General features: G+C 43.3%; 15 protein-coding genes. 9 read left to right on the top strand and 6 right to left on the bottom strand.

The genetic code is table 11. The annotated features are described in order from the left end of the window. The first annotated feature begins 69 nt into the window (after positions 1 to 69). The 3 genes from FTW16_RS08605 to FTW16_RS08615 all read left to right on the top strand — a co-directional run bounded on the left by FTW16_RS08605 (position 70) and on the right by FTW16_RS08615 (position 1,716). On the top strand, positions 70 to 360 hold the full coding sequence (locus tag FTW16_RS08605) for a putative quinol monooxygenase (RefSeq protein ID WP_146490713.1): 291 nt from the start codon (positions 70 to 72) through the stop codon (positions 358 to 360). Between the two features lie 276 nt (positions 361 to 636). Further along, positions 637 to 825: a hypothetical protein gene (locus FTW16_RS08610; protein ID WP_146490714.1), complete on the top strand. Its 189-nt coding sequence runs from the start codon at positions 637 to 639 to the stop codon at positions 823 to 825. Positions 826 to 963: 138 nt separating this feature from the next. Continuing rightward, positions 964 to 1,716 (top strand): YdiY family protein, encoded by a 753-nt coding sequence (locus tag FTW16_RS08615; RefSeq protein ID WP_146490876.1) that lies wholly within the window; start codon positions 964 to 966, stop codon positions 1,714 to 1,716. A gap of 85 nt (positions 1,717 to 1,801) precedes the next feature. On the opposite strand, the gene FTW16_RS08620 is transcribed toward FTW16_RS08615, so the two are convergent. The 4 genes from FTW16_RS08620 to FTW16_RS08635 form a co-directional block, all read right to left on the bottom strand. After that, the gene (locus FTW16_RS08620; RefSeq protein WP_146490715.1) at positions 1,802 to 4,879 is read right to left on the bottom strand and encodes an efflux RND transporter permease subunit; all 3,078 of its coding nucleotides are present in this window, start codon (positions 4,877 to 4,879) and stop codon (positions 1,802 to 1,804) included. After that, complete coding sequence (locus tag FTW16_RS08625; protein ID WP_146490716.1) at positions 4,866 to 6,188, bottom strand: efflux RND transporter periplasmic adaptor subunit; 1,323 nt, start codon at positions 6,186 to 6,188, stop codon at positions 4,866 to 4,868. The genes FTW16_RS08620 and FTW16_RS08625 overlap by 14 nt, the downstream gene beginning before the upstream one ends. Positions 6,189 to 6,380: 192 nt before the next feature. Then, entirely contained in the window at positions 6,381 to 7,574 is a 1,194-nt protein-coding gene (locus FTW16_RS08630) for an outer membrane protein transport protein (protein ID WP_146490717.1), read from the bottom strand. Further along, on the bottom strand, positions 7,564 to 9,804 hold the full coding sequence (locus FTW16_RS08635) for a lipase (RefSeq protein WP_146490718.1): 2,241 nt from the start codon (positions 9,802 to 9,804) through the stop codon (positions 7,564 to 7,566). The genes FTW16_RS08630 and FTW16_RS08635 overlap by 11 nt, the downstream gene beginning before the upstream one ends. A 347-nt stretch (positions 9,805 to 10,151) precedes the next feature. On the opposite strand from FTW16_RS08635, the gene FTW16_RS08640 reads away from it, so the two are divergent. The 3 genes from FTW16_RS08640 to dcuC all read left to right on the top strand — a co-directional run bounded on the left by FTW16_RS08640 (position 10,152) and on the right by dcuC (position 13,198). Beyond that, entirely contained in the window at positions 10,152 to 10,871 is a 720-nt protein-coding gene (locus FTW16_RS08640) for a transcriptional regulator (RefSeq protein ID WP_146490719.1), read from the top strand. Next, positions 10,864 to 11,370, top strand: coding sequence for a hypothetical protein (locus FTW16_RS08645; RefSeq protein ID WP_004731312.1), 507 nt, complete (start codon positions 10,864 to 10,866; stop codon positions 11,368 to 11,370). Before FTW16_RS08640 ends, FTW16_RS08645 begins: the two co-directional genes overlap by 8 nt. Positions 11,371 to 11,830: 460 nt before the next feature. After that, positions 11,831 to 13,198: an anaerobic C4-dicarboxylate transporter DcuC gene (dcuC, locus tag FTW16_RS08650; RefSeq protein ID WP_009845449.1), complete on the top strand. Its 1,368-nt coding sequence runs from the start codon at positions 11,831 to 11,833 to the stop codon at positions 13,196 to 13,198. Between the two features lie 181 nt (positions 13,199 to 13,379). On the opposite strand, the gene FTW16_RS08655 is transcribed toward dcuC, so the two are convergent. Both FTW16_RS08655 and narQ read right to left on the bottom strand, forming a co-directional pair. Further along, entirely contained in the window at positions 13,380 to 14,012 is a 633-nt protein-coding gene (locus tag FTW16_RS08655) for a response regulator (RefSeq protein WP_008219279.1), read from the bottom strand. Further along, a complete protein-coding gene (narQ, locus tag FTW16_RS08660) occupies positions 13,999 to 15,729 on the bottom strand; it encodes a nitrate/nitrite two-component system sensor histidine kinase NarQ (protein WP_146490720.1) in 1,731 nt (576 codons plus the stop codon). The genes FTW16_RS08655 and narQ overlap by 14 nt, the downstream gene beginning before the upstream one ends. A 252-nt stretch (positions 15,730 to 15,981) precedes the next feature. On the opposite strand from narQ, the gene napF reads away from it, so the two are divergent. The 3 genes from napF to napA are packed head-to-tail and all read left to right on the top strand — an operon-like array spanning position 15,982 to position 19,275. Beyond that, the gene (napF, locus tag FTW16_RS08665; RefSeq protein ID WP_048660078.1) at positions 15,982 to 16,461 is read left to right on the top strand and encodes a ferredoxin-type protein NapF; all 480 of its coding nucleotides are present in this window, start codon (positions 15,982 to 15,984) and stop codon (positions 16,459 to 16,461) included. A 22-nt stretch (positions 16,462 to 16,483) separates the two neighbouring features. Next, positions 16,484 to 16,789, top strand: a complete 306-nt coding sequence (locus FTW16_RS08670; protein ID WP_017058194.1) for a chaperone NapD — start codon at positions 16,484 to 16,486, stop codon at positions 16,787 to 16,789. Continuing rightward, positions 16,786 to 19,275, top strand: a complete 2,490-nt coding sequence (napA, locus tag FTW16_RS08675) for a periplasmic nitrate reductase subunit alpha (RefSeq protein WP_048660077.1) — start codon at positions 16,786 to 16,788, stop codon at positions 19,273 to 19,275. Before FTW16_RS08670 ends, napA begins: the two co-directional genes overlap by 4 nt. Positions 19,276 to 19,371 lie beyond the last annotated feature (96 nt).

Genomic DNA, 19,371 nt, shown 5'->3' on the forward strand with positions numbered 1-19,371 from the left:
CCACTCAATTGAACCCTAAGAAGCCCTCATATTACTTGCACTTATTGAGTTAAAAACCAAGGAATTAGAATGAGTAAGCTAACCATTATTGCAACAATCGTCTCTAAAGGAAGTAAGATTGAGTTAGTTAAATCCGAGATGATTAAATTGATCGATAAAACCCGTATTGAAGATGGCTGTATTAACTACGATCTACACCAAGATAACGATAATCCGGCTCACTTCGTTTTTCATGAAAACTGGGAGTCTGAAGCTCACCTAGAGCAGCACTTAGCAAGCCAGCACATCGCTGAGTACGTAGCTGCGACCGAAGATTGTATTGAAAGCTTTGTGATGAACAAAATGACGCATATTGCATAGCCGAACGACTCAATCCTAATTCAAAAAAAACCCTGCTCTTAACGCAGGGTTTCGCTTTTCTTGCCTGTCATACTTTTTCGAGTTCATTTTGCACCCGGCTCGATGTGCCACTTCCTCCCTCATAAACAGAGCCTAACCTATCCACAGTCGAAATATTCCTAAACGAATATCAAGCAACCTCACGAAAGATCATTCACATTCATTTAAATACTGTTCGCGCGCTTTGACCATAAACTAAGCGCCAAATTACAAGAACAACAGTCGACAGGAATGTAGATGAATACCAAACAACTTGAGAACGCTGTAGGTGAAGTAAGTTTATTCAATCAGCACCTCCACTTAATCCAATCCGTGCATACCATTCCGACCCAAAAAATGAATTGGGAGTCGATTACGATGAAAGCTGCGCCGGCAATGCGAACGGTTCGATTCGATCACTGTCTATTCATCACGACTAACACTTAGTTCGTCGTGTTAAATCACTTTATATACAAAACCATTATGTCGAAACACGCTATCTCACGAACATCGCACCCATTAGCAAATACAATTTCATCCACACGATTCCTACCAAAGCTAACTTTCGTTCTAATCGCTTTCTCTATGCCCGTATTCGCAGAAGAGATTGAAGAAGTGGTACTCGAGGACGAAGTCGTATTAAGTGAAGGTTCTGAGTTAAACGAAGAAGCTGAAGAATCTCCTTTTACGACCCTGACCAAGCTCGGGTTTATCTACTCTCAAAACACCAGCTCATCTTTATCAATCAACTCTGGAATCTCTGTTGGATACAAAAAAGAGAACTGGGGTCAACGTGTCCAATTCGATACGTACTATACCGATGCTGAAAATGATGAAGACGGCACTAATCGCTATACCACCAACTATGGCATCAGCTATGACTTAAACGAAGTCACCTATTTGGTTGCGACAACACGTTTTGAACACGACCACTTTGGTACCTATCGTAAGCAGTTCATTGCTGCTACCGGACTAGGTCGTCACTTTTATGATACTGAAAGAATTAAACTCCAAGGCTCCGCTGGTCCGGGTTACCGAATCAGTAAACGACAATCCTCCGATGAAGAGTTCCCCAACAAAGAAAACTATGAATTGATCGTTAATGCCAGTGTTGATGGCTCATTAACGCTCACAGAAACGTTTTCTATGGGCGCAACCGCTAACATGGCTTACGGTGAGGAAAACACCAACTACAACCTCAAAGGCTATCTAAAGAATATTCTGATGGGTAATTTGGCGCTAACCTTTGATACCGAATATATCTACAACACCACTGTTGCATCTGACCAAAGTAACGCCGAAATCTACAGCTCAATGAATCTAAACTACGATTTCTAACCGCCCTCACTGCTTTCTACACTTAATCTAGTCCACAATAGCAAAAGGCCCTCACAATGAGGGCCTTGAAGTATCTAGCTTCTCGCTACACTGTTTTGGTTCTCAATCGAGTAAGTATGTCCATCTGTTTTAGATTCGCCATACCAACGTAAGCCACTGGCACTAAGAACAGTGAGAAGAAGGTTCCGGCTGTTAAACCTCCGACCAACACTAAACCAATATTGATTCGACCTAACGACCCCGGACCATCTGCTAATGCCAATGGCAATGAACCAAGGATCATCGTCAGTGAGGTCATCAAGATAGGACGCAGCCTTGAACGCGCGCTGCTGATCGCCGCTTCTTTTGCACTCACGCCAGATTTGCGTTTCTCGTTGGCAAACTCCACCAGCAAAATACCGTGTTTGGTCACTAGGCCAACCAATGTCAGCAGTCCGATCTTCGAATAAATATTGAGACTTTGACCAAATACCGACAGCGTCAAAATCGCACCCACGATACACAATGGCACCGTCAGCAAGATGATCATTGGGTCGACAAAGCTTTCAAACTGCGCGGCCAAGATCAGGAAAATAAAAATCAATGCTAATACGAACAGCACTTGTGCTCCTGCTGTTGAATCAACTAAGTCTTTAACAATTCCATTGAATTCGTAGCTCTGCGCCGGTTTCAATAAGCTTGGAACCGTATCATCAATGTAGGCTTTCACATCACTCGCCGTGTATCCGGGCATCAAATCTGCGGTAATTTCAGCGCTGTCTTTACCCATGAACGTCTTAAAGTTAGATTCCGATGTCACTTGTTTGATTGATACAAACTGAGACAAAGGAAGCCTTTGCCCCGACTGTGAATCCACATACAGCTTATCGAGAACCTTAAAGTCGCCGAGATCCTTTCGGTTAACTTGAACTTGAATGGGGTATGTATAACCGTCATCGGCTTGCAAATCTGCCGCTTTCACAGAACCAAGGAAGGTCGATAACGCGTTGGTTACGTTACTGTAATCAACACCAGACAACACAATCGCATTACGGTCAATCGACAAGTCATAACGTAATTGGTCGCGTAACATCGAATTTTTAATGTTGGTCACGCCCTCATAACTCTCAAGCGCCTCAACGACCTCACTTGCGGTTTCAGACAACACCGAGGTGTCGCGGTTAACCGTCGTCAGCTCAAAGATCATATTGGTCGCTATGCTTAAGTTATCTGCCGAGCGAACCTTGAAAGACATGCCATAAGCCGAGACCGAACTTTTCGCTTTGGCGATAAACTCGTTAACCAGTTCATCAGCTGACTGGTCACGTTCGCCCCATGATTTCAATAAAACGTGATTAGTCGGGGTCCCTTCGATGTAAGACAAGTTTGCCTCTACCGAACGATCACCTTTGAACACACTGTTAAGTTGCTCGTTGTTGTCTAGGTGATACTGACGACCTACCCCTGTTGGTGGCGTTGAAGTCACCTCGACAAAACCAGTGTCTTCGGTTGGAAGTAGCACTTGAGGCATTTTCCAAACCGCCAAAACAGACAGAGCAATCAACACCAAAGCAATACAGCTCATCAGTGTTTTACGCTCAAACCATTTGCCCAGTTCTTTGGTGTACAAGTCAGACAGAACATTCAGCTTCGCATCAACTTTTTTGTACCACCTTGCTGGCTTTGTAACTGGCTTCATTAAGTAAGCACACATCATGGGCGAGAGCGTTAAAGCAACAAACCCTGAGATGATCACTGCAGCAGCTAATGTGAAAGCAAATTGTCTAAATAGATCGGCGGTTAAGCCCGACATCAGGCCAATAGGTAGATATACGACCGCTAACGTGAGCGTCATCGCTATCACAGGAAAAACGATCTCTCGACACCCTTTGATTGCAGCATTAAAAGGGGTTTCGCCCTCTTCGATATGTCGGTAACAGTTTTCAGCCACAACAATGGCATCATCGACAACTAAACCAATTGCAAGAATGATGGCCAAGATAGTCAGCACGTTGATACTAAACCCAAGTAGATGCATGACTGCAAATACACCTATCACACACACTGGGATGGTAATGATCGGAATCGAAGCCACACGAACAGAACCAAGGAATAAAACCACGACCGCTGAAACCAGAACAATCGCTTCGACTAAAGTCATGAAGCCTTCGTCAATTGCGGTTTTAATGAAATCAGCTTGGTTGTAGACCATCTTCATCTCAATGCCTTCAGGCAACTGAGGTTGAATCACGTCTATTTGCTTCTTAACCTTATTGGCAACCGTCACTGGGTTTTCACTTTTCAGTGGCAGTACCTGAATCGACATCGCTAAATTGTCATCTACACGAAGAATGCTCGGCGTAAGGCTCTCTTCGCCCATTTTGACTTCAGCAATATCTCCGACACGAATGATCTTGCCGTTATCGACACGAACCACCAAATCTCGTACATCATCAACACTAGTCACTTGGTTGACTGGGTTAATGGAGAAATCTCGCACCTGACCTTTGATAGTACCCGCGGTAAACGTCGCGTTGTATGAGCTTAATGTACCGACTACGTCTGACGCACTCATGTTAAGCGCCATCATTCGATCAGGTTGTAACCACACACGAACTGCTTTTTCACTGCCACCATACGGCCCCCAAATCCCCCCCACACCTTGTATGTGCTTAAACTGGGGCACGACTTGCTGGCTAATGTAGTCATACATATCTTGCTTAGACATCTTGCCTGTATTCACAAACGTGATGATGTTACTCGGCATACTGGTGTCAGAAGAATCATCCGTTACCGTTGGCTTATCCGTCATACTCGGCGGGAAATCACCAATCGCTTCGACACTGCTGCGCAGGTTGTTCATCAAGCTGGTGTATTCGACGTCATCAATGTCATCTTCAAAGATAATTTTTAGATTACATGTTCCTTCCTGACAGTCCGTCGTCATGGTTTTCACGCTGTCGAGGCCAGTTGCGGCGGTAATTAGCTTATCTGCCACATTGCGCGACATGAACTCTGCACTGGCGCCATTGACCGCTGCTGTTACCGTTGCTGACGGTGTTTTATGTTCAGGAAAATATTGGATTGAGAGCTTTTGAAACGACAGAAGCCCAAGCAAAACAATGGTGATGCTCAGTACAGAAGCAAACACCGGGTGCTTAATACAGATCTCAGGAAGCTTCATTCAAATTCTCCTTCGTTGCGGCTTCCTTGCTTAATGTTTCCTTGCTTTGAGTTTCGCTTACTGATTTCTCAACAGTCGAGCTTGTTTCTGCTTGCTCGCTGTTTTCGCGGATCGTTTCGTCTACACCTTTTGATGCTTCAGTCCAATCAACCGAAGGCTCAATCGGATGTGGTTCATCCACCTGTGTTGCGGTCTTTTCTACTTGAGGCTCAGCAGTCTGCTGAGTGTTCTCTTTGTCTGTCGGCTCTGTGATTAACTCAACCGTTTTTTGTTCAGCATTTGGATTCATTACCTTAACTAGTGAGGCTTTCTTGAGATTCTGTTGCCCCGTCACAACGACGTTATCACCTAGTTTTAAGCCCTTTTCTACAACAACGTAACCATCGTTAGTATTTACGCCTAATTCCACAATGCGTTGCTCGATTTTTTCACCATTCACTACCCAAACAAAGCGCTCCGCATCTCTTGCTTGAACGGAATTTTGAGAAACCACCATCTGCGTCGAGTCTTCGCTCGTCATCTGACTTACTTTGGCAAACATACCCGGAACCAAGCGATGTTCTGGGTTAGTCACGTGCGCGTGTACTTCTACACGGCCTGAACTTTCGTCCACCGCCGGCGCAATGTAATCCACCACGCCAGAAAAGGCTTTATCGACAAATGCATCAACTTGGATGGAAACATTCTGACCTAGTTTTGCGTTACCCAAGTCAGACTGTCCAATTGAATACTGAACTTCGACAGGATCGAGTTTGATCAAACTCACCAACGCAGTTGAGCTATCAATCTTACTACCCACTGAGTGAGTAAAATTTGTTAGCTGCCCATCAAATGGCGCAACCAACAAATAGTCATTCATCAGCGCTTCTTTCTGACGGAAATCAGCTGCTGCTAGATTCGCCTGCTCTCCCAGTTCTTCCACATCTTGCTGAGACATAGAGTCAGGCTGTTTCTTTAGTAATTCTTGTACCCGTTTTAATTTCGACTTGGCTAACGCTAACGAGCTTCTAGCTTTATCTAAATCGGCTTTCGCTTTGGTGTTATCTAGTTGAGCAATCAGCTCACCTTTCTTAACCGAATCTCCATCTTTGAAATGGATTTCGAGAATTTTGTCGGAAGCGCTGAAGGTCAATGCAGCAGAATCTGTTGCTCTAATTTTGCCAACTTCGTTGATTGAAGAAGTGAATGCTTGTTTGTGAGCCTTTTCAATGGTCACTGGAATCAGGGGCGAGTCTTCGGCAAATGAGGGAGTGATATGTAAGGCAAACAGAGCCAAACAGATTGTTTTACTAAGCTTTGTAAATTTCATTTTTAATAACCATAACCGTCAAATTCATCTGAATTAAACGTTTTTCTAAGCAGCTATTTTTTACTTAATGAGCTTCCAGCTATTTAAATAATGCTAAAACAGCTAATAATGAGAATTGGGCCCAACTCACTGTCGAGCCCAGCAATGTTTATATGATTCCTAAAGTTTTCGTTCTAAACTCCAAAGTAAAAGTTAAAAACGATGTTGATATTGAACACCAAGTAAAACAGCGTCAGCGCTCACATCTGCAGTTATATTGGAACTCGTTCCTGGAATCGTCGTCAGGCTTTCGTCAATATCTTGTGATTCTCCGATGATAAAGCCGACACCAATGTCCACAGAACTGGCGGCCGTGAAGTTATATGTCCCTCCGAATGTGAACCAATGACGGTTAACATCAGGAATTGATAACGATGTGAGTTCGTCAGTTGGGGAAATGTCGTACATGTAGCCCGCTCGTAGAACGATGTCTTTGGACATGGTGTATGTACCACCGACGGAAATATGTCCTGCATCTTTCCATTGATACTCTTTAATTGAGTCGTCATAAGAGTCAGATGTTAGCGAGTCAAATTCAGACCAGTTCACCCACTGCAAGCTGTAATGGAAAGCCCACTGTTCGTTGAGCTGGTGCCAACCGGAAAACTCTAGAGTGTCTGGTAGAGGTACATTCATCTTGTCGGCAGGGACACCACCTTTGGTAATGTCACCTTCAACTTCAATATCTGGGCTGTAACGGTAAGTAATACCAACCTTGTTATGTTCATTGACTTGGTAGGTCGCACCAACATTAGCCCCCAAACCGAAACCATCGGCATCTACGTTTAACAAGTTTTGGCGGTATATTTCACCCTCACCGTAAATAACATCTAGCCCTGCGCCCAAATTGATTTTTTCAGACAACTCATAAGCCACAGCGAAACCAACATTGATACTGGAAAGTGCCGTTTTTCCACCAAACTCATCCGCTTCAAACGACTCATCAAACTCAACATCGGTACCGAAGTTAGAATGCACAGTGGCACCTAAGGTAAATTTAGAGCCTTGAATCGGATGAACATAGTGAAGGTTTGGAACTAATGTCCCTACGTCTAGAGATTGATCATCGAGTGTTTCTGTATCGCCTTTCATTGGTGTGTAGCTAACACTAGACACATCAATACCACTATCTATATAAATGGCACCTACAGACAACATAGGTTGGTCGATATATGCCATTGCAGCGCTGTTTTTAGCGACAATCGCGGCACTGTCTGCCATCACAGCATCACCGGCGAATGCACGGCCTAAGCCTGTTGCAGACTGCGCGTTAAGTTGAAATCCAGCCGCATTAGTCAGGCAAGGAACAATAGCAGCTACAGTGCCCAATAAGAGTTTATTCTTCATTATGAGGCACCTCTGCTTCGATGTGATCTTCGTTATTAATGACGACTACTGCACCGTCACTCATTACCATAGAAGCAACGGCAATTTGTTGAGTGCCCACCGCTTCACGAACGTCTGACATGTTTTCACCTGGTGTGCCCGGCAAGCCATTTTCATCAACGGGACCTTCATAGGGGAACAAATACGTACCATGTCCGCCGGTAGTTGTTCTCACGGCTCCACGCTTTTCATCAATATTTTCTGATGTACCTGTAATTGGGTCTAAGCCAAGCGCAGTAATCAGTGGTTCAGTACCAGTACGAATGTTATCTGGCGCGGTATTCGGAATTACGCTATCTGGGACATAATCAACACCAACGTCACAGGTTTCCCCGCAATCTCCAACGGCAGCTAACAAAAGAGTTGGTTGCTCAGCAGCTACTTGGCGAGAGATAAAGCTAGCAGGGTCAGCACTATCAATTGTTGCTTGAACCCCTTGTTTAAGGTCAGTTACAACAAGATCAAATATGTCATTCTCCAGCTGACTCACAAGCAGCGCGTTATCTGTTGAAAGTGCGACAAACTCCCGAAGCGCTTCAATGCACTGCTGATTCGTTGCTTCTGTTGTACATGTATCTGGTATCACAGTTTCAGCAATACCGCGCTGAACATCTGGGGATTTCTTAACCCCTTCTGACATTTCAGGACCTAAGGTTTGAGAAGACAAAACCAAATTGGTTAGCCCCTGCCCCGGAACAACAAAGTTCACCGTATTGAATTCGAAATTAGAATTAGTATCCGAGTGAAAATCAGGGTTTGCTTGGCTAAACTCACTCACCATTACCGACATAATTCCACCCAGCGATTGTCCAATTAAGTGAACGTCATCTTTTTTCACCCAAGCTTCTTGGCTTAGCGCATAACGAAGACCTAAAAAGTCAGACACTGATTGCTGAAGGTTAGAACGCAGTGCTAAAGGGGAATCAATATTGATGAAGAACGCCTTGTTTGCTCGAGCACTGATTTCTATTGGATTTTCTGGGTCGCTAATGTCATACCGCATTCGCTCACCATGATATGGCATGTCGATCGCAACGACGGCGTAACCTTTTTTTGTATATTCCGCAGCCATCAAAGAAGCGGTACCGCGTTCAGCCGTAACACCATGAATAAATATTGCTGTAGGTAACTGACTACTTTTGTCCCATCCATTAGGAACATAAATATCTGCAGTTATATCTAACTCTTCGGTTATCTTCGGAGTTGGGACTCTTTCCGTAGGGAAACCACCATCGATGTTTGTAATCCATTCGTAAAGTGGAGGACAGTTATCCTTCGGTTCAAACTCATCAATGATACATTCTGATTCTCTTGCTTTAGTAAAAGGTAAATAGGAAGGAATCTTAAGCTGTTTGGTATAGAGATCGTAATCTTTCTTCCGTTCTGTAATCGGATTTAACTGACTAGTAAAAGAACTTCCAAATACCTCATGGTTATATTTCATCGCATCCAAGAGAGCATAAGAACTCTGAGTTTTAAACTGTGCGGCATATACAGGAATTCCTTTACCCGGATATATCTCTTCATATGAGCTTATAGCGCTGATAACTTGAGTGTGGAGATCTTGTTCTTTGTCGTTATTAAATTGTGCCTCGGAGTATATTAATTGATCAAAGCTAGCGTCTGCTTTTAAAGGTTCGTCAAATTCAGTTTTAACTCCATCAGTCACAACGATCGAATAAGTCGTATCTTCTTTTAATCCTGATTTACACTGAATAATAATATTAGAACCATCAGCTGATATTTGAGTGCCAACTTCCTCACCAGTTGACTCATTAATTAACACCACGTTCCCCGATAAAGTTTCATTATTCAGTGGAAAACGCTTATCAGAATTAACACTTTGTAAAGGAATTAAAATCGGTTCCGCACAAAGCCCCCAACCGTCTAGGGCTGCGTATGAATTGTTATAGTCCTGATAATAAGCATCATTGGTCGATGACATCGCGGCAGCGGGCTCACCGACTCCGGTAATGGTGCCATCGTCGTCGTACCCATATCCGTCGTTCGGTTTTGGTAGTTCATTAATGTTGTAAGGAACCAATACTGAAACAGGTTCTTGAGTCGAGTCTTCAGACTGACAGCCGAGTAAGGCAAGCGTAATTAGTCCACATAGATATGGCTTATTGAATTCGTTCAAAACAGCTCCTTCGTAGTTTTCGCATTTAACTGGTGTGGTCGTGCGATTTATCGTTATTTGAGTTGCCGGTTGAGTCGGAGGTAAGTTCGACTGTTATTCGCAGAGAGCAAGGCAACACAAGTTGGAATGACACGTTGATAAAACTACGTAAGAAATTTGAGCATTTAACCCACACCCACTAAATCAGCGTCACCTGTTAATGATCCAATAGCTACTAACGGCAAGCACCTGAAACCGCATTAAACAACCTCAAAAAGGTATATAAGGAAATCTAATTAGGTTAATAATCAACATAAATTCAGTTACTTAAATATCAAAGACGATGAAATCAGTAAGTTTATGTTTGTTGTAAGATTTGTTATATTTAGGTTAGAACGCTTATAACAATGAGAACGCAGATGTCTGCTGAATTTATTATCAATGATGATATACAGGTCAATTTAGAAGAGAGTGAAATCCATCACTTTAAGACGGGCCGTACCTACCCAATAGGTTCTAATGAATCAGAGCTGCTTAAGTTTTTTATCTCGAGACCCAATGAGGTGATCACTCGCCAAGTTCTGATTGAACAAGTGTGGGTGTCTAAAGGTATCTACGTTGAAGATGGCAGCCTAATGCAGACCATCTCGATTTGCCGAAAAGCATTAGAAGATAAGAGCGGGATGATCATCGTCACTGAGCGCGGTAAAGGCTACCGATTTGCAGGACAAGTGACACAAGACAAGGAACACGCGCTGCGTAAAATTCAATCGCAACCCAAACAAGAAACGAATCAACCTGAAGACAACACAGCGACAGATAGCATAGCGACAGAAAATTCAACAACCGAGACAACGGCCGCGACGAAAAAGACAAACAGTGTAGTAGCGCTGGTTGCATTATTTGTAGTGGCTGCAGGTTTATCCCATTATTTGTTTTCTTATTTAGATAGAAATAGCCTAGGCGAAGACCTCGTGGGCCAGCATTTTATCTCTTGTAAAATTGAATCCGACGAATTCACTTTTAACGAGTTATTCAACGTCACGCTTTATGAATATAAGGGACGAAAAATAATCATCGATAATTCAGGAAAATCTCTGAGCTTTCCAGCAGGATTTAAAGGAGTGACTTGTGAATAACAAAACGAATACAGCAATTTTTGTGGTACTGCTTGGCGTATTAGTCGGCTGGCTTTCTACTTTTATTCCTAAATCACACCTTGAAGGGCATTATTTAGCAAATACAGCATCAATTATTAACCCGTCCAATAATATGATTCATAACCAGTCTTCTATTAACATCGAATTTAAGAAGAATGACAGTTATGACCTATTATACGTGTCGACCAAGCAAGTCGGTTTTACGTCATCAGGATCTTACTCTGTCACTCAACACGACATCTCACTGGATGAGAACCAACACCAGCAAATCATCCCGAATCGCGAGTTGTCGTTTTACGAAAAAGTCATGATAAGTGAAGGTTCTACACTATCGTCTGACGCCATGCCTTACATTCCATTGAATAGAGAAGAGTTTTTACTGGTGACGCGTTATGGGATGATTCATTTTTGTAAGAAGGTAGTCTGCTCTGAGCTGTCAACGTATTCAAATGACATTCCTGACGTTGATATGAACTAAACTCACTCGCTATTTTTAACCCTAATTATATTTTAGTGCTAGCTTGTGTTTTAACGCTTACTTAGGAAAATAAGTAGGCGTTAAACGTAAGTAAGTGTCAAAGCTAGTAATCGTCAAAGCTAAGATTCTCACCTCTTTACTCCGATAAATACCCACTTCGTTACACGTTTCCTTCCAAAGTACAAAAAACACTCACGATTTATAAAACCAAACCTCCATATGCAACTAGAACAATCAAAGGTGATCCAAGTTATATTCTAACGAGCCGCAAAATTTGTTTATTAACATCTAAACAACAGTAGTTAATCACGATTTACAACCACAATTAACATCGAAAAAAATGTTTGTCTTAGATCATATCAACCTCAACTATGCCTCGTGCCACAGTGCAGTTTTCTGTACATTCATTGTCATATTCTGAAACACTTTCTTATATTTTTTAAACTTTGTGGAGATTTCTATGTTAGAGCTCTTGATCGGATTAGTGATTACTATTGCTGTTGGTTACTTTATTGTAAAAGGCTATAAAGCGGCGGGTGTATTACTAACTGCTGGCCTTGCCCTACTTCTTATCACCGGCCTTATTGGTCACACAGTCTTACCAGCTAAAGTCGCTTCAACAGGTAACATGGTTACCGACTCACTAGAATTTGTTAAATACATGCTTCAGTACCGCGGGGGCGGCCTAGGCATGCAAATCATGCTTCTTTGTGGTTTTGCTTCTTACATGACGCACATTGGTGCTAACAATGTGGTAGTGAAACAGTTCTCTAAACCACTTGCTGCGATCAAATCTCCCTACGTACTTCTTGTTGCGGCTTACATCGTAGCGTGTCTAATGTCTCTAGCAGTAAGTTCTGCAACGGGTCTCGGTGTACTATTGATGGCAACCCTATTCCCAATGATGACGGCAATGGGTATTTCTCGCCCAGCGGCAGTTGCGGTTTGTGCATCACCTGCAGCCATCATTCTTTCACCAACCTCTGGTGATGTGGTAATCGCGGCAGAAAAGTCAGGCATGTCTCTTGATGTGTTTGCTGTTCAAACGGTACTGCCTGTTTCTATCTGTGCGATCATCGTGATGGCGGGTGCGGCTTTCTTCTGGAACAAATACCTAGATAAGAAAGAAAACACACCAATGGAAAAAGTTGACGTTTCTGAAATCGAAACAACGGCACCAGCTTTCTACGCTGCACTTCCATTTCTACCTATCATCGGCGTTTTCCTATTCAACGGTCGTACGATTCCAGGGCTTTCACTTGATATCTACACCATTGTGGTAGGTTCTATCTTCGTGGGCGCGGTCATCGATTACGTTGTTAAGAAGTTTGACGGCGAGAAAACATTAGAAGATTTAGACTCTTGCTACCAAGGTATGGCTGACGCGTTCAAAGGCGTGGTAATGCTGTTGGTTGCGGCAGGCGTATTTGCTCAAGGTCTAATGTCTATTGGTGCGATTGATAACCTAATCGGTCTTGCTGAATCTGCAGGCGCAGGCGGTATCGCATTGATGCTTATCCTGACGGGTCTAACGGTGGCTGCAGCTATCGCGACAGGTTCTGGTAACGCGCCATTCTATGCATTCGTAGAACTGGCTCCATCACTGGCTGCGAAAATGGGCTTGAACCCAGCGTTCCTAATCATCCCAATGCTTCAAGCATCGAACCTAGGCCGTACCATTTCGCCAGTATCTGGTGTAATTGTAGCGACATCTGGTATGGGTAAAATCAGCCCATTTGAAGTAGTAAAACGTACGTCTGTACCTGTAATCTGTGGTCTTATTACGGTTATCTTCGGTACGCTTGTATTGGTTCCTATGGCAGCGTAAGCCAACGTTAGTAAGCACAGCTACTTAGTAACACCAATATCGATATAAAATGCTTAAACAAAAGGCGCTGAACTTAATAAGTTCAGCGCCTTTTTAATATCACTGTCTCAACATCGTTAAGACTATCGAGACACGTATAAGCAGTCAGGCTTGAAATAGTTTTATTTCAAAGGAACAAGCCCTACTTCATTTCACCATAGCGTTCTAGATACAGAACCGTGGCAGCAGTACGTGAAGGCACTTGCAGCTTTTTCAGCAAGCTTTTCATATGTACCTTAACTGTCGATTCAGAAATAAACAGGTGATCAGCGATCTGTTTGTTGCGGTAACCTTTCGCAACTTCTTGAAGGATTTGCATTTCGCGTTCAGTCAGTTGGTCGAAGATATCATTACGGCTACCTGCGTCATTTAAGTAACGAGCAACCACACTGCTGTATGCCTTGTCACCACTGTGTGCTTGCTTAAGCAGTTCGATTAACTCATCGGGTTCTGTGTCTTTCAACAAGTAACCATCAGCACCCGCTTTTACAATCGCTTCAATGTCTGCAGGGCTATCAGAGACAGTCAGGATTACAATGTTTGCGCTTGAGCCGTCAGTACGAAGTGCTTTCAGCGTATCAAGTCCAGACATACCTTTCATATTAAGATCCAATAAGATCAAATCAGGTTCTTCTTCATGGGCAAGAGCGACTGCTTCAGTACCGTTACTTGCTTCTGCAATCACTTCGAATTCATCTTCAAAGCTCAGTAATTGACTTATACCTCTACGCATCAATGGATGATCATCAACCAGCATTACTTTACAAATCGTCAACTTTAACTTCCTTCAAACTTTTATATTTCAATATGACTGTACAGCCTTCACCTTGAGCTGCTTCAATCGTTAAGTCGCCATTCAGTCTTGCCGCACGCTCCTGCATAATGCTCATCCCGTAGTGGTTCGTCTTAGAACTACTTGAGTCAAAGCCATCTCCATTATCTTTAATCACGACTAATACTTCACCGTCCTCATCGATACAGCATACATCTATCAAGTCGGCATTGGCGTGTTTTATTGCATTTATTGTTGCCTCACGAATCAACTGAAGCAAGTGAACCTGACTATGTGCATCAAGCTCTATGGATGAAAGATTATTGGTTAGGTTAATCTTTGCATCTGTTCTTTCGCTGAGCTCTTCAAGCATGGTGCTCAAAGCATCTCCGAAGTTGCCCTCTTTTATGGTCAACCTGAATGTGGTGAGTAGCTCTCTTAACTGAGTATAGGCGTCTGCTAAACCGTTACCGATTTCCGACGCTATTTGTTCTGACTGCTCTCTGTGTTGCTGCTCTGGTAACTTTCCAATCACACGCTTTAATAATGTAACTTGGATTTTCAAGTAGGATAGTGATTGAGCCAGTGAATCGTGCAACTCACGTGCGATCGTCGCTCGTTCTTCCATAATAATAAGCTGTTCGGCTTTCTTTTGGGCACGATTATAATAAATAGCTCGAGATAACAGTTGAATAAAGCTCTCGATCAACGCCTTGGTAGAATGCCCATGGTGATACGAACAGTACAAGTAACCGAGAATGAGTTCGTTATCATCTAGCTTCATCTCGAACTTTTCGTAATCTAAATTCGAATCGTAGCCTTCATCCATAATCAATGAACGACCCGAGTTATCAGCTATCTCAAGCCTTAACGACTCTATTCCTTCTAGACTGACTAGGTGCTGCAGAATAGCTCGGAAATTTTCAGGCGCGATACGTGTCACCGTGAGCTCTTGTGACGAGTGATAAAGTGCCTGCAGTGACTGGTTAGCATTTTGTAGTTCTACCGTCTTAGCATCTACTACATCTTCAAGATTGCGATAAAGCACGCCGAGATCTTTCGCCATCGAGTTAAAGGTTTTAGTCAAAATGCCCATTTCGTTGCTACTGGTCACTTTGAGTTCTACTTCAAAATCACTGTTCTTAATTCGCTGGCTGGCTCCAACTAAGGCATGTAGCGGTTTAACAACTTGTTTACGTACAAAGTGAACAACAAAAAGAGATATGACCAGAATTCCGCCTAAACCAATACCACCAGCCCACGCCAGTTTTATCAGCTTATCTTCAGAGAACTCTTGCAGCTTAAAAACGAAGCCATCGATTTCAGTCACGAAGTTTTCAACCAACACGAGATAGTGTTTGCGGTCTTCACTGTTCAATACACGTTTCAGCTCATGCCAACGGCCAATGATTAGATAGTAGTCTTCTGTGATGTCTGTCGGAACTTCCCAACTTACCAAATTGGTCATCGACGGTGAGTAAAGAGAGCTTTCGAATTCACGGATATGAGAATCATAATCAACTGATTCTATTTGAATATCATGGGCTAGACGGTAACTCTGCATTCGCATTGAACCTGCGACATTCACCGCTTCTGCATCATTCAGACTTGAAGCCAATGTAAAGATAGCAAAGCCAGTCGTAGTAACCGACAACAGCAGTATAGATAGCAGTGACTTAGCTATCGTACTCGTTACAGATGAAACCGGTTTTATAAGCAAAAGAGCCTTCCTATTGATAAATGACTTGCCAGCAAGACGTATTGTCACACATCAAAAATCATAGCTCCATTCAATATGTGATCACTCGCTTCGTAATTTATTGATCTGAGACAATATATGCCCCCAATTAGCCCTAAGGGGGTATTTATACAATTGTTTCTAAAACTACACTACTTGTGAGGACAAATTACAAGATATTAATGGAATAATGACCTACAATTACAACATCTTAGCAACATCTATGGGTATCTAGTGGTAGATCTATCAAAACGCCGTCTATTTTCTAGGCAAAAAGTTGATTCAAGCCAGATTCGTTTGCCTTGGATTAAAAACCTAGAAAGCTTTGCAGATGACTGCACTCGTTGCGGTAAATGCATCGAGAGTTGTGAGACTGAGATAATCATTGTAGGCGATGGTGGGTTTCCTACTGTCGATTTCTCAATTGATGAATGTACGTTCTGCTATCAATGCGCAGACGTTTGTCCTGAACCCATTTTTACGCCAAAGCAAGGAGAGCCTTGGCAAGCAAAAGCAAGTATCTCTGATAAGTGTTTAGCGCAACAAAATGTTGAATGCCGAAGCTGTGGTGACATGTGTGAACCTATGGCCATTCAATTTCAACTTAGAGCAGGCAGTGTTGCTCTACCAAAAATCGAGTTAAATGAGTGTAACGGTTGTGGAGCCTGCGTAGCAGTTTGCCCTACTTCAGCTATTCTTGTGAGTAATGCATAAATAAAAATAACGAGAGCAATTTATGGCACTAAATGAAGTGCATATATCAAGTTTAGTCGTGCATGTGAGCCCAGAGCATCTCAATGAGATCAAAGCAGAGATCGAGCAATTCGATAACGCTGAAATCTACGGAGATAGCCCTGAAGGCAAAATCATCGTGGTCCTAGAAACCGAAAACCAAGGTTTTGTAACGGACACCATCGAAGCAATAAACAACATTAAGAACGTTTTAGGGACAGCTTTGGTTTATCACCAAATCGAAACTGGACTAGAAGAAACGGATTTAGAAACTGGAAGCAACAATTCTCAACTTGAGGGTGAAGTATGAAAATGACAAGACGTGCGTTTGTGAAAGCAAACGCAGCTGCATCAGCGGCAGCCGTTGCAGGTGTGACACTACCAGCAACAGCAACCAATCTGATTGCTAGCTCTGATCAAACAAAAATCACGTGGGATAAAGCGCCTTGTCGTTTTTGTGGTACGGGCTGTTCGGTACTAGTAGGTACTCAAAACGGCAAAGTGGTTGCGACTCAAGGCGACCCAGAAGCACCGGTAAACAAAGGCCTTAACTGTATCAAAGGCTACTTCCTTTCAAAAATCATGTACGGCAAAGACCGTCTAGAACAGCCTCTTCTTCGTATGAAAGATGGCGAGTTCCATAAAGATGGTGATTTCGCACCAGTATCTTGGGACAAAGCGTTCGACGTGATGGCTGAGAAATGGAAAGCATCTCTTAAGAAGAACGGCCCAACAGGTGTTGGTATGTTCGGTTCTGGTCAGTGGACAGTAATGGAAGGCTACGCAGCCGTTAAGATGATGAAAGCGGGTTTCCGTTCAAACAACATCGATCCAAACGCTCGTCACTGTATGGCTTCTGCGGTAGGTGCATTCATGCGTACCTTCGGTATCGATGAGCCAATGGGTTGTTACGATGACTTTGAACACGCAGACGCATTTGTACTGTGGGGTTCAAACATGGCAGAAATGCACCCAGTACTATGGACTCGTATTACAGACCGTCGTCTAAGCCACCCACACGTTCAAGTAAACGTACTGTCTACTTACTACCACCGTTCTTTTGAGCTTGCAGACACTGGTTACATCTTCAACCCTCAGTCTGACCTTGCGATTGCAAACTTCATCGCAAACTACATCATCCAAAACGATGCAGTTAACTGGGACTTCGTGAACAAACACACGAACTTCAAGCAAGCAACAACAGACATCGGTTACGGTCTTCGTGATGATGATCCTCTACAGAAAGCAGCAGCAAACCCTAACTCAGGCGCAATGACTGCAATCTCTTTCGAAGATTACAAAGCATCGGTTGCTGAGTACACAGTAGAAAAAGCATCTGAAATGTCAGGCGTATCTGAAGAGAACCTGATCAAGCTTGCTAAGCAATACGCGGATCCAAACATCAAAGTGATGTCTCTATGGACAATGGGTATGAACCAACATACTCGTGGTGTATGGATGAACAGCCTTGTGTACAACATCCACCTTCTAACAGGTAAGATTTCTACTCCAGGTAACAGCCCATTCTCACTAACTGGTCAGCCATCTGCGTGTGGTACAGCTCGTGAAGTAGGTACGTTCTCTCACCGTCTACCTGCAGATATGGTGGTTGCTAACCCTAAACACCGTAAGATTGCAGAAGACATCTGGAAACTTCCAGAAGGCACTATCCCAGCAAAACCTGGTAAACACGCTGTTGCTCAAGACCGAGCATTGAAAGACGGTACGATCAACGCTTACTGGGTAATGTGTAACAACAACATGCAAGCTGGTCCAAACATCAACACTGAGCGTCTACCTGGTTACCGTAACCCAGACAACTTCATTGTTTGTTCAGACCCGTACCCAACAGCAACAGCTCAAGCTGCTGACCTTATCCTTCCTACCGCAATGTGGATTGAGAAAGAAGGTGCTTACGGTAACGCTGAGCGTCGTACACAAGCTTGGTACCAACAAGTGAAAACAGTAGGTGAAGCTAAGTCTGACCTATGGCAAATCATGGAGTTCTCTAAGCGCTTCACTATTGAAGAAGTTTGGGGGGAAGAACTGGTTGCGAAAATGCCTGAGTACCGTGGCAAAACCATGTACGACGTGCTTTACAAAAACGGCAATGTTGATGCGTTCCCTCTGTCTGAAGCTCAAGAGCTTAACGACGATGCACAAGCACAAGGTTTCTACGTTCAAAAAGGTCTATTCGAAGAGTACGCTGCATTTGGTCGCGACCACGGTCACGATTTAGCACCATACGATACTTATCACAAAGTACGCGGCCTACGTTGGCCAGTTGTTGACGGTAAAGAAACACTATGGCGCTTTAAAGAAGGTTCAGATCCATACGCTAAGAAAGGCTCTGGCTGGGACTTCTACGGAAAACCAGATGGTAAAGCGCTGATCATCAATGCTCCATATGAAGCTCCACCAGAAGTACCAAACGAAGAATACGATATGTGGCTATGTACAGGCCGTGTTCTTGAGCACTGGCATACAGGTACTATGACTCGTCGTGTACCAGAGCTTTACAAAGCAGTACCGGATGCACTTTGTTACATCCACCCTGCTGACGCTAAAGCTCGTGGTCTTCGCCGTGGTGATGAAGTTCTTATCGAAAACAAACGTGGTGAAGTTCGTGTGCGTGTTGAAACTCGCGGCCGTAACCGTCCACCACAAGGCTTGGTATTCGTACCATTCTTTGATGCAAGAATTCTGATCAACAAGTTGATCTTGGATGCAACGGATCCTCTGTCTAAACAGACGGACTACAAGAAGTGTCCAGTTAAGATCACTAAAGTCGCTTAAGCCCTAGGCTTAGAGAGACGATCTTAAGTATCTAATATTGCGGCTACTTTTTTCACGCTTTTGAAAAAAGTAGTCCTCTCAAAGAATTAGCCTTTA

The sequence above is a fragment of the Vibrio sp. T20 genome, assembly GCF_007858795.1.
Lineage (GTDB): Bacteria > Pseudomonadota > Gammaproteobacteria > Enterobacterales > Vibrionaceae > Vibrio > Vibrio satsumensis.

Bases quoted from the DNA above. Each gene is read 5' to 3' on its own strand.
- FTW16_RS08640 (WP_146490719.1), top strand. From the start codon at position 10,152: ATGTCTGCTGAATTTATTATCAATGATGATATACAGGTCAATTTAGAA.
- dcuC (WP_009845449.1), top strand. From the start codon at position 11,831: ATGTTAGAGCTCTTGATCGGATTAGTGATTACTATTGCTGTTGGTTAC.
- FTW16_RS08615 (WP_146490876.1), top strand. From the start codon at position 964: ATGCCCGTATTCGCAGAAGAGATTGAAGAAGTGGTACTCGAGGACGAA.
- FTW16_RS08605 (WP_146490713.1), top strand. From the start codon at position 70: ATGAGTAAGCTAACCATTATTGCAACAATCGTCTCTAAAGGAAGTAAG.
- FTW16_RS08670 (WP_017058194.1), top strand. From the start codon at position 16,484: ATGGCACTAAATGAAGTGCATATATCAAGTTTAGTCGTGCATGTGAGC.
- napA (WP_048660077.1), top strand. From the start codon at position 16,786: ATGAAAATGACAAGACGTGCGTTTGTGAAAGCAAACGCAGCTGCATCA.
- FTW16_RS08625 (WP_146490716.1), bottom strand. From the start codon at position 6,188: ATGAAATTTACAAAGCTTAGTAAAACAATCTGTTTGGCTCTGTTTGCC.
- FTW16_RS08620 (WP_146490715.1), bottom strand. From the start codon at position 4,879: ATGAAGCTTCCTGAGATCTGTATTAAGCACCCGGTGTTTGCTTCTGTA.
- FTW16_RS08630 (WP_146490717.1), bottom strand. From the start codon at position 7,574: ATGAAGAATAAACTCTTATTGGGCACTGTAGCTGCTATTGTTCCTTGC.
- FTW16_RS08610 (WP_146490714.1), top strand. From the start codon at position 637: ATGAATACCAAACAACTTGAGAACGCTGTAGGTGAAGTAAGTTTATTC.